This window comes from Streptomyces sp. NPDC058240 (assembly GCF_042882135.1).
Classification (GTDB): Bacteria; Actinomycetota; Actinomycetes; order Streptomycetales; family Streptomycetaceae; genus Streptomyces.
The window spans coordinates 1-12,470 of sequence record NZ_JBHVWT010000089.1 but is presented as its reverse complement, the minus strand read 5'-3'; the positions used below and the strand labels follow the sequence as shown (position 1 = coordinate 12,470).

2 protein-coding genes are annotated in these 12,470 nt (G+C 72.5%); both read left to right on the top strand.

From position 1 onward, the window contains the following. Nucleotides 1-43: 43 nt before the first annotated feature. Nucleotides 44-5,485 (top strand): amino acid adenylation domain-containing protein, encoded by a 5,442-nt coding sequence (locus tag ACFVX4_RS40465; protein ID WP_389988028.1) that lies wholly within the window; start codon nucleotides 44-46, stop codon nucleotides 5,483-5,485. Between the two features lie 14 nt (nucleotides 5,486-5,499). Then, nucleotides 5,500-12,470: amino acid adenylation domain-containing protein (locus ACFVX4_RS40460; RefSeq protein ID WP_389988025.1), on the top strand; the 6,971-nt coding region annotated here is incomplete at its 3' end.

The following is a 12,470-nucleotide window of genomic DNA, read 5'->3' as shown; positions in this document are numbered from 1 at the left end:
CGGGGACGATCCGTTGATCGGTGCCCGTCCGCTCGATGCCGACGTGGACACCGCCGCCACCGTTCAGCACATCTCCCTCACCCTCCCCACCGACACCACCGGCCCCCTGTTGACCGACGTCGCGGCGAAATTCCACGCGGGAGTGAACGATGTGCTCCTGACCGGATTCGCCATGGCGGTCGCCGAATGGCGTGGTTCCGGTTCCAGCAGTGTCCTTGTCGACCTGGAAGGTCATGGTCGTGAGGACGTCGTCGAAGGGGTGGACACTTCCCGGACCGTCGGCTGGTTCACGAGCATGTTCCCGGTCCGGCTGGACGCGGGGGCGGCGGGCGATCCGGGTCGTGCCCTGAAGGCGGTCAAGGAGCAGCTCCACGCCCTGCCCGACAACGGCATCGGCTACGGACTCCTGCGGTATCTCAACCCCGATACCGCCGGCACGCTCGCCCAACTCCCTTCCGCACAGCTCGGGTTCAACTACCTCGGCCGTTTCGACGCCAACGACGGCGACACGGAACAGGGCGCCGACTGGGCGCTGCGCTCCGACGCCGACCTCGGCGACGGACGGGACCCGCAGGGCCGCATCGGACACGCGCTGGAGGTCAATGCCGCCACCCTCGATCACGCGGAGGGGCCGCGTCTGGTCGCCGACTGGTCGTGGCCGGGTGCGCTGTTCACCGAGGACGAGGTGCGGGCGCTCGCCGAGGGCTGGTTCCGTGCGCTTCGGTCGCTCGCCGCCCACGCGGCCGGCCCCGGTGCGGGCGGGCTGACGCCCTCCGACCTGCGGCCGATGGTCTCGGTGACCCAGGAGCAGATCGACCACCTGGAGGGCGAACACGGCCGGCTCACCGACGTACTGCCGCTCTCCCCGCTCCAGCAGGGCCTCCTCTTCCACGCCGTCTACGACGAGAACGCCTCGGACGTCTACACCGTCCAGCTCTCCTTCGACATCGAAGGCTCCGTGGACCGGGTGGCGCTCCGGACGGCCGTGCGGACACTTCTGACCCGGCACGCCAATCTCCGCTCCGGCTTCCGGCACGAAGGGCTCGACGCTCCCGTCCAGGTCATCCCCGCCGACTTCGAACTCCCGTGGGAGGACATCGATCTGACGGCTCTCCCCGAGGACGGACGCGCCGCGGAGGCGGACCGTCTGGTGGCCGACGACCGGGTGCGGCGCTTCGACCTCGCCGCGCCCCCGCTGATGCGGTTCACCCTCATCACGACCGCCGACGACCGCCACCGGTTCGTCGTCAGCCACCACCACCTGCTGCTGGACGGCTGGTCCATGCCGGTCTTCCTGGGCGAGCTGTTCTCGCTGTACGCGCGGAAGGGCGACGGCACCTCTCTGCCGCGCGTCACTCCGTACCGCGACTACCTCGGCTGGGTGGCCGGGCAGGACCGTACGGCCGCCGAGAGCGCCTGGCGGCAGGTCCTCGACGGCCTCGACGAGCCGACCCTCCTCGCCGCCCCCGACCTGTCCCGTGCCCCGGTGCTCCCGGTGCGTACGCGGCTGGAGCTCCCGGAGGCGGAGACCGCGGCGCTGGCACGCTGGGCGCGCTCGCGCGGCGTGACGGTCAACACGGTGGTCCAGGCGGTGTGGGCGATGGTGGTGGGTCAGCTCACCGGCCGTCAGGACGTGGTCTTCGGTGGCACGGTCTCGGGCCGGCCCCCGCAGGTCCCCGGGATCGAGTCCATGGTCGGGCTCTTCATCAACACCCTTCCCGTACGGGTTCGGCTGGACCCGTCCGAGACCCTCGCCGGTCTCCTGAACCGGCTCCAGGACCAGCAGGCCGGTCTCATGGACCACCAGTACCTGCCGCTCGCCGACATCCAGCGGACCGTCGGGCAGGGCGAGCTCTTCGACTCCCTCGTCATCTTCGAGAACTACCCGCTCGACGCCGCCGATCTGCGGAAGTCCGCGGGCGGCCTCGGGATCGTCGGCGGCGACAACCACGAAAGCACCCACTACCCGCTCAGCCTCACCGTCAGTCTGGGCCGCTCGCTCGGCCTGGACCTCGCCCACCGGCCGGACCTGCTCGACCAGGAGCATGTCGAGGCGTTCGCCGCCTGCCTGCTGCGGCTGCTGGGCCAGGCACCCGAGCACGCGGAACTGCCCGTGGGCCGGCTGCGGCTGCTGGCGCCGCAGCACGAGAAGCTGGTCCTCGGCGACTGGGCGGGCACCGTCGATGCCGAGCCCGGCATCCCGCCGCTGACCGAACTGTTCGCGCGCCGGGTCGCCGAGACCCCCCACGCCCCGGCCGTGATCTCCGGGACCGAGCGGCTCGACTACGCCGACCTGGACGCCCGTGCCAACCGGCTGGCGCACCTCCTCGCCGCCCGCGGGGCGGGCCCGGAGCGGTACGTCGCCGTGGCGCTGCCCCGGTCGGCGGACCTGCTGGTCGCACTGCTCGCCGTACTCAAGTCCGGTGCCGCCTACGTGCCGCTGGACCCGGAGCACCCCGCCGAGCGGCTCGGCTACGTACTGGAGGACGCACGCCCCTCGCTGCTGCTCACCACGGCGGCGACCGCCGCCGCGCTGCCCGCCCCGGACACGCCGCCGCTGCTGCTCGACACCCCGGAGACGGCCCGCGAGCTGGCGGGACACTCCGCCGAGGCTCCGGACACCGTACGCCTGGACGGCCGCAATCCGGCGTACGCGATCTACACCTCCGGATCGACCGGGCGTCCCAAGGGCGTCGTGATCTCCCGGGCCGCCCTGGACAACTTCCTCGCCGACATGGCGGTGCGGGTGCCGATGGACGGCACGGACCGGCTCGTCGCCGTCACCACCGTCTCCTTCGACATCGCGGCCCTCGAGCTCTATCTGCCGCTGCTCGCCGGTGCCGGTGTGGTCGTCGCGAGCAAGGACGACGTACTCGACCCGGCCGCACTCGCGGCGCTGATCCACGGCAGCGGCGGCACGGTCATGCAGGCCACGCCATCCATGTGGCAGACGCTGCTCGCCCATGCCCCGGCCGCCCTCGACGGGCTGCGGATGCTCGTCGGCGGTGAGGCCGTGCCGGGCGCGCTCGCCGAGGCGATGGCCGCCGCGGGCCGGCGTGCGGTCAATGTGTACGGGCCCACGGAGACGACCATCTGGTCCACCACCGCCGAGCTGGACGGCACCGCCGGCGCACCGCCCATCGGCCGGCCGATCCTCAACACCCGGGTCCTCGTGCTCGACGGCGCGCTCCGCCCGGTCGCACCCGGTGTCCCCGGCGAGCTGTACATCGCGGGCGCCGGTCTGGCCCGCGGCTATCTGGGCCGTCCGGGGCTGAGCGCCGAGAGGTTCGTCGCCGACCCGTTCGGCTCGCCCGGGGGGCGGATGTACCGCACCGGCGACATGGTCCGCTGGGGTGAGGGCGGAGAGCTGGAGTACCTGGGCCGTACCGACTTCCAGGTGAAGGTCCGCGGTTTCCGTATCGAACTCGGCGAGATCGAGTCGGTTCTGGCGCGGCACGAGCAGGTGGCCCGGGTCGCCGTGGTCGTCCGAGAGGACCGGCCGGGCACCAAGCTGCTGGTGGCCTACACGGTCCCGGCGGGCGCGGCCCCCGACGCGGCGGAACTGCGCGCGTACGCCGCCGGTGAACTGCCCGACTACATGGTCCCGGCCGCGTTCGTCACCCTGGACGCGCTGCCGCTGAACACCAACGGGAAGCTGGACCGCAAGGCACTGCCCGCGCCGGACTTCGGTGCCCGGCCGGCCGGCCGGGCACCGTCCGGCCCGCGCGAGGAACTGCTCTGCAAGCTCTTCGCGGAGGTCCTCGGCCTGCCCGCGGTCGGCGTCGAGGACAGCTTCTTCACCCTCGGCGGCGACAGCATCACCTCCATCCAGCTGGTCGGCCGGGCCCGTCAGGCGGGCCTGGTGCTGACCCCCCGCGAGGTGTTCCGGCACAAGACCCCCGAGGCGCTGGCGACCGCCCTGCCCGAGAGCCCGGCCGAGCAGATTCTGGCCGCCGACCCGGAGGGCGCGGACCCGGCCCTCGGAGCGGTGCCCGCCACCCCGATCATCCGGTGGCTGCGGGAACTGGGCGGCCGGATCGAAGGGTTCAACCAGTCCGTGGTCTCGCCCGCCCCCGGCGACCTCACCGGTGAACAGCTCACCGCGATCGTCCAGGCCGTACTGGACCACCACGACGCACTGCGCGCCCGGCTGGTCAGGACGGAATCCGACTGGACGCTGCACATCCCGCCGAAGGGAGCCGTGCGGGCCCAGGACGTGATCCACCGGGTGGACGTCACCGGGCTCGACGACGCCGGGCTGACGGCGTCGCTCGACACCGAAGGCCGCGCCGCGCAGGACCGGCTGGACCCCGATGCCGGGCTGATGGTGCAGGTGGTCTGGTTCGACGCCGGGCCCGACGCCCTCGGCAGGCTGCTGCTGATCGTGCACCACCTCGTGGTCGACGGAGTGTCCTGGCGGATTCTGAGCCCCGACCTGATGGCCGCGTACGAAGCGGTCGCGGCAGGCCGGGAGCCCGGACTTGAGCCGGTGTGGACCTCCTTCCGGCAGTGGTCCCGAAGCCTGGTGGCAGCCGCCGCCGCACCCGAACGCGTCGCCGAACTGCCCATCTGGACGAAGATGCTGACGGGGCCCGAGGAGAAGCCGCTGGGCGCTCGGGCGCTGGATCCGGCCCGGGACATGGCCGGGGACGTACGGCAGCTCACGGTGACCCTGCCCACCGAGGTGACGAGGCCGCTGCTGACCAGCGTGCCCACCGTGTTCCGGGCCGGGGTCAACGACGTACTGCTGACCGCGTTCGCACTGGCGGTGACCGAGTGGAACCGCGACCGCGGCCGGCCGGGGAACGGCGGGGTCCTGCTGGACCTGGAGGGCCACGGCAGGGAGGAGCTGCTCGCGGGCATCGTCCCCGACGCGGACATCTCCCGCACGGTCGGCTGGTTCACCAGCCTCTTCCCGGTCCGGCTCGACCCCGGCACCCGGGAGGACGACCGGGCGGAGATCCACGCCGGCGGCCCCGCCGTCTCACGCGCCCTGGCCGAGGTGACGAAGCAGCTCGCCGAACTGCCCGACAACGGAGCCGGATACGGACTGCTGCGCCATCTCAACCCCGGTACGGCGCCCGCCCTGGCCGCCTTCCCCGAACCGCAGATCGGCTTCAACTACCTCGGCCGGTTCGCCGCCGGGGAGGGCGAGGACAGCGGCGACGGCGGGCTCGGCGGAAGCGACGCCGCCATGCCCGCCGCGCACGCCCTGGAGCTGAACTCGCTCACCCAGGACCGGCCCGACGGCCCCCGCCTGGTGGCCTCCTGGAGCTGGCCGCGCGAGCTGTTCACCGAGGACGAGGTGGCCGCGCTCGCCGAGGGCTGGTTCCGGGCCCTGCGCTCCGTGGTGATCCGTGCGGACCACCCCGACGCCTGCGCCGCGACACCGGCGGCACCCCAGAACACCGTGGCGCCACTGGCGCCGCTCCTCGATCTCGACCAGGACGAGATCGACGCATTCGAAGAAGACTTCGGGCTCTGAGTGGAGATAGCGAAATGACTACGTCGAAGCCGCGGCTCGAGGGCATCCTCCCGCTCTCCCCGCTCCAGCAGGGCCTGTTGTTCCACGCGCAGTACGACGCGCAGGGCCCTGACGTCTACACCACGCAGTTCACCCTGGACATCGAGGGCGGACTCGACCCCGAGGCCCTGCGCTGCGCATGCGCCGCAGTGCTGCGCCGGCACTCCGGACTGCGCGCCGCCTTCCGCTACCGCAAGAACGGCGAGCCGGTACAGCTCATCCCGTTCGAGACGGCGCCGGACTGGACCACCACCGACCTGTCGGGGCTCCCGGCCGCCGACCGGGCCGCCGAGGCCGAGCGGCTGGTGGCCGAGGACCGGGCGCGGCGCTTCGACCTGGCGCGCCCCCCGCTCGTCCGGTTCACCCTGATCAACCTGGGAGAGGGCCGCCATCAATTCCTGCTGACCGCCCACCACATCCTCCTCGACGGCTGGTCCAGGGCCCTGCTCATCGGTGAACTGTTCGAGCTGTACGGGCTGTTCAGCCGGGGCGCGGACGAGACATCGCTGCCGCCCGTCACCCCGTACCGCGACTACCTCGCATGGGTGGCCGCGCAGGACCGTACCGTCGCCGAGAGCGCCTGGCGGCAGGTCCTCGACGGCCTCGACGAGCCGACCCTGCTCGCCGCTCCGGACCCGTCCCGCGAGCCCGCCGCCCCCGCACAGGTCCGGGTCGAGCTCCCGGAGGCGGAGACCGCGGCGCTGACGCGCTGGGCACGCTCGCGCGGCGTGACGGTCAATACCGTGGTCCAAGCGGTCTGGGCGATGGTGGTGGGCCAGCTCACCGGCCGTCAGGACGTCGTCTTCGGCGGCACGGTCTCGGGCCGGCCCCCGCAGATACCCGGGATCGAGTCCATGGTCGGGCTCTTCATCAACACCCTTCCCGTACGCGTCCGGCTGGACCCGTCCGAGACGGTCGGCGCCCTGCTGGACCGGCTGCAGGACCAGCAGGCCGGCCTCATGGACCACCAGTACCTCGGACTCTCCGACCTCCAGCGGCTGACGCCGGTCGGCGGGGAACTCTTCGACACCCTGCTCGTCTTCGAGAACTACCCGGTGGACACCGAAGGCCTGCGCAGGTCCGCCGGCGGCCTCGGCGTCGTCGACGGCCGCAGCCACGAAGGCACCCACTACCCGCTCAGCCTCATGGTCCATGCCGGCACCACCCTCGCCGTGGAGCTGAGCCACCGCGCGGACGTACTGGACGGCGCCGAGGTCACCGCCATCGGCCACCGGGTGCTGCGCCTGCTCGCCGCCCTCGACGGATCAGAGAACACCCCCGTCGGCCGGCTGGACCTCCTCGCCCCCGAGGACCGCGCTCTGGTCCTCGACAGCTGGAACGACACCGCGCACGCCGACGAGCCGGCCACCCTGCCCGCCCTGTTCCGGCGGACCGCCGACCGCCACCCGGACGCGGTCGCCGTCCAGCACGGTGACACCCGCTTCTCGTACGCCGAACTCGACGCCCGCGCCAACCGGCTGGCCCGGATCCTCATCGACCGCGGTGTCGGGCCCGAGCGCACCGTCGCGCTGGCCGTCGCCCGCTCCACCGAGCAGATCGTGGCCCTCTGGGCGGTGCTCAAGGCGGGCGCCGCCTATCTCCCCGTCGACCCCGAGTACCCGGCCGACCGCATCGCGCACATGCTCACCGACGCCCGGCCGGTACTCGTCCTCACCGACAGCGCCACCTCACCACGCATCACCGCCGCGGTCCCCGGCGACGACGTACCGCAGCTGGTGCTCGACACCCCGGACACGGCACAGCGGCTCGCCGCCGTGCCGGACGCCGACCCCACCGACAGCGACCGCACCGCGCCGCTCTCGGCGCTCACCCCCGCCTACGTCATCTACACCTCGGGGTCCACGGGACGGCCCAAGGGCGTGGCGATGCCCGGCGGGGCCCTCGCCAACCTCGTCGCCTGGCACGAGGACGTGCTTCCGGGCGGCCCCGGGGTGCGCACCGCTCAGTTCACCGCCATCAGCTTCGACGTCTCCGCCCAGGAGATCCTCTCCACCACCCTCTCCGGACGCACCCTCGTCATCCCCGACGAGGAGACCCGGCGCGACCCGGCCGCCCTGGTGCGGTGGCTCGACGAGCAGGGGATCGGCGAGGTGTACGCGCCCAACCTCGTCATCGACGCACTCTGCGAGGAGGCCAACGGGCAGGGCCTGGAACTGCCCGCGCTCGGCCATCTCGCACAGGCGGGTGAGGCACTCGCCCCGACCAAGCAGATGCGCGACTTCCACCACGGCACCGGCCGCGCCCTGCACAACCACTACGGACCGACCGAGACCCATGTCGTCACCGCGGCCACCCTCCCCGCCGACCCCGACGACTGGCCCGCCCGGCCCACCATCGGCCGTCCGATCCGCAACACCCGGACCTATGTGCTCGACAGCGCGCTGCGCCCGGTACCGCCCGGCGTGCCCGGCGAGCTGTATCTCGCCGGAGCCGGCCTCGCCCGCGGCTATGTGAACCGTTCGGCGCTGACCGCCGAACGGTTCGTCGCCGACCCGTACGGCCCCACGGGCACCCGGATGTACCGCACCGGCGACGTGGTGCGCTGGACCCCCGACGGGGAACTGGACTACCTGGGCCGCAGCGACCACCAGGTCAAGATCCGCGGCTTCCGCATCGAGCTCGGCGAGATCGAGGCGGCGCTCACCGCTCACGGCTCCGTCGCCCAGGCCGTCGTCATCGCCCGGGAGGACCGGCCCGGGATCAGGACGCTCGCCGCCTATGTCGTGCCGACGCCCGGACATCCGGTGCCCGGCGCCGACGACCTGCGGGCCCATCTCGACGGTGCGCTGCCCGACTACATGGTGCCCTCCGCGTTCGTCCCCCTCGACGCGCTCCCTCTCACCCCCAACCGCAAGCTGGACCGGCGGGCCCTGCCGGTGCCCGACGGCGCCACGAAGGCCGGGCGCGCACCGCGCACCGCCCGCGAGGTGCAGCTGTGCGGTCTCTTCGCCGCCGTCCTCGGCCTGGAGCAGGTCTCCATCGACGACAGCTTCTTCGACCTCGGCGGACATTCGCTGCTCGCCACCCGGCTCGTCAGCCAGGTCCGCACCGCCTTCGGTGTGGAGATCGCGGTACGGGCACTCTTCGAGGCGCCCACGGTGGCGGCTCTCGCCGACCGGCTCGGCGTCGCGGGACGGGCCCGCAAGTCGCTCGTCGCGGCGCCGCGGCCCGAGGAGATCCCGCTGTCGCCCGCCCAGCGACGCCTGTGGTTCCTCGGCCGGTTCGAGGACGCGGGCGGCAACTACAACCTGCCGCTGGCCGTACGGCTCTCCGGCGAACTCCGCGTCGGGCCGCTGCGCGAGGCGCTCGCCGATGTGGTGACCCGGCACGAGAGCCTGCGCACCGTCTTCCCGGAGACCGACGGACGGCCCCGCCAGCTGATCCTCGACCCGGAGCGGGCCGTGCCCGCGCTCCCGGTGATCGGCGTCGACGAGGACGACCTGGAGCAGGTCCTCGCGGCCGCCGCGGGCAAGGAGTTCGACCTCACCGAGGAACCGCCGCTCCGGGCCCGGCTGTTCGCGCTCAACGGCACCGAGTACGTGCTGATGCTCGTGGTCCACCACATCGCGGCCGACGGCTGGTCCATGGCCCCGCTCGCCCGTGATCTCGGCGAGGCGTACCGGGCCAGGTGCGCGGGCGAGGCCCCCGGCTGGGAGCCGCTGCCGGTCCAGTACGCCGACTACACCCTGTGGCAGCGCGAGGTGCTCGGCGACGAGAGCCGGCCGGACAGCGAACTGTCCCGGCAGATCGGCTACTGGCGCACCGCGCTGGCCGGTGTCCCCGAAGAGCTGACCCTGCCCATCGACCGGCCCCGCCCCGCGGAGATGAGTTACCGCGGCGACACCGTCGAACTCGACGTCCCCGCCGACGTCCACCGACGGCTCGCCGGACTGGCCCGTACGAGCCGGGCGAGCGTCTTCATGGTGGTGCAGGCGGCGCTGGCCGCGCTGTTGCACCGGCTGGGTGCCGGTGCCGACATTCCGATCGGTTCGCCCGTCGCGGGCCGTACGGACGAGGCGCTGGACGATCTGGTCGGGTTCTTCGTGAACACGCTGGTGCTGCGTACGGATGTGTCGGGCGATCCGAGTTTCCGTGAGCTGGTGGAGCGGGTCCGGGAGACCGACCTGGCCGCCTACGCGAACCAGGACGTTCCCTTCGAGCAGCTCGTCGAGGTGCTCAACCCCGAGCGCTCGCTGGCCCGCCACCCCCTGTTCCAGGTCATGCTCTCCTTCCAGAACAACGCGGAGGCCACCCTCGACCTCGGCGGACTGTCCGCCTCCGGACGGGCCGTGGGCCTGAAGACCTCCAACTTCGACCTCTCCCTGGTCCTCGAGGAGCGGTTCGAGGACGGTGGAGCCCCCGCGGGAATCGGCGGCGGCATCGAGTTCGCCACGGACCTCTTCGACCGTGACACGGCACAGGAGCTGGCGGCGCGCTTCGTGCGGCTGGTCGGTGAGCTGGTGACCGACCCGGACCGGAAGCTGTCCTCGGTGGACGTCCTGACGGCCGAGGAACGCCACCGGATCCTGGTCGAGTGGAACGACACCGACCGCACGTACCCCACGGGAACCCTCCCCGGCCTCTTCGAGCAGCAGACCGCGCGCACCCCGGACGCCACCGCCCTGGTCTTCCAGGACACCCGGCTCGGCTACGCGGAACTCAACGCCTGGGCCAACCGACTGGCCCGACAGCTCATCGGGCACGGTGTGCGGGCCGAGCAGCCCGTCGCGGTCCGGCTGCCCCGGTCGGTCGAACACATCGTGGCACTGCTCGCCGTGATGAAGGCGGGAGCTGTCTACGTCCCCGTCGACCCGGACTACCCCGACGACCGCATCGCGTACATGCTCGACGACGCCCGCCCGGTGCTGGTGCTCAGCGACCCCGCCGAACTGCACGCCCTCGGCGATGAGTTGTCACCGGAGAACCTCACCGACGCCGAGCGGGGCGGCGCGCCGCGCCCGGACAACGCGGCGTACATCATCTACACCTCGGGCTCCACCGGGCGCCCCAAGGGCGTCACCGTCCAGCACCGCAGCTTCGTGAACCTCTTCCACGACCACTTCGGACGGCTGTACGCCCCGGAGATCGCGGAGGCCGGCGACCGCCGGCTGCGCGCCGCGCTGGTCTCGTCGTTCTCCTTCGACGCCGCCTTCGACCCGCTGCTGTGGATGCTCGCCGGACAGGAACTGCACCTCATCGACGACGAGGCGCGCCACGACGCCGCCGCGCTGCACTCCTACGTGCGGCGGGTCGGTGGCATCGATCACTTCGACACCACGCCCGCGCACTTCCAGCAGCTCCACGAACTCGGTCTGACCGCAGACGAGTCCATCCGTCCACTCATCGTGAGCCTGGGCGCCGAGGCGCTCGGTGAGACCCTGCGCCAGGAGCTCCTCGACATCCCGGGCCTCGTCACCCACAACCTGTACGGCCCCACCGAGACCACCGTCGACGCCCTCGGCCAGCGCATCGAAGAGGCCGACCGGGTGCTCGTGGGACGGCCGTTGGACAACTACCGGGCGTACATCCTCGACCCCGCCCTGCGGCCGGTGGCCCCCGGTGTGGCCGGCGAGCTGTATCTCGCCGGAGCGGGTCTGGCCCGCGGCTATCTGAACCGGCCGGGCCTCACCGCGGAACGGTTCGTCGCCGATCCCCACGGTCCGGCGGGCACCCGGATGTACCGCACCGGCGACCTGGCGCGCTGGACCAGGGACGGCCGGATCGACTGCATCGGACGGGTGGACGACCAGGTCAAGATCCGTGGCTTCCGTATCGAACTCGGCGAGATCGAGACCGCGTTGGTGACCCAGGACGAGATCGCCCGCGCCGCCGTGATCGTCCGTGAGGACCGCCCCGGCATCAAGGAGCTCGTCGCCTACACCGTCCCGGCCGCCGGACACCAGGTACCCGACGCCGAGGAACTGCGTCTCCGCCTCGGCGAGCGGCTGCCCGACTACATGGTCCCGGCGGCCTTCGTCGCCCTCGACCGCCTGCCGGTGACGGTCAACGGCAAACTCGACCGCAAGGCCCTGCCCGCACCCGGCCCGCGCACCACCGCAGAGGGCCGGGCACCGCGCACCGCGCAGGAGAAGGCGCTCTGCGACATCTACGCCGAAGTCCTGGGCCTGGAACGGGTATCCATCGACGACAGCTTCTTCGACCTCGGCGGCCACTCGCTGCTCGCCACCCGCGTGGTGAGCCGCGTCCGCTCCCAGCTCGGCGCCGAACTCGCCGTCCGTACGCTGTTCGAGGCCCCGACCCCGGCGGCCCTCGCCGAGCGCCTCGGAGACGCGGGTCGTGCCCGCAAGGCGCTGACCGTGCGGCAGCGCCCCGAGGAGATCCCGCTGTCGTCCGCCCAGCGGCGGCTCTGGTTCCTCAACCGGTTCGAGGGGCCGAGCGCCACCTACAACATGCCGTTGGCCGTACGCCTCACCGGCGCACTGGACACGGCCGCGCTGGAGGCCGCGCTCGGCGATGTGACGGCCCGCCACGAGAGCCTGCGGACCGTATTCCCCGACGTCGAGGGAAGGCCGCGTCAGCTGATCCTCCCGGCGCACGAGGCGCGCCCGAAGCTGGAGATCGCGGACTTCGCCCCGGAGACGCTGACCGCCGCGGTCACGCGCGGATTCGACCTCGCCACGGAAATCCCCCTGCGGGCAGGCCTGTTCAAGATCTCCGCGAGCGAGCACGTCCTGCTCGTCGTGGTGCACCACATCACGGGTGACGGCTGGTCGATGGGCCCGCTGGCACGCGATCTGGGCGACGCCTACTCGGCCCGGGTGCGGGGCAGTGCCCCGGAGGCGGCTCCTCTCGCGGTGCAGTACGCCGACTACACGCTGTGGCAGCGCGACGTTCTCGGTGACGAGGACGATCCGGTCAGTGAGCTGTCCCGGCAGGTCGACTACTGGCGGGGTGCGCTGGCGGG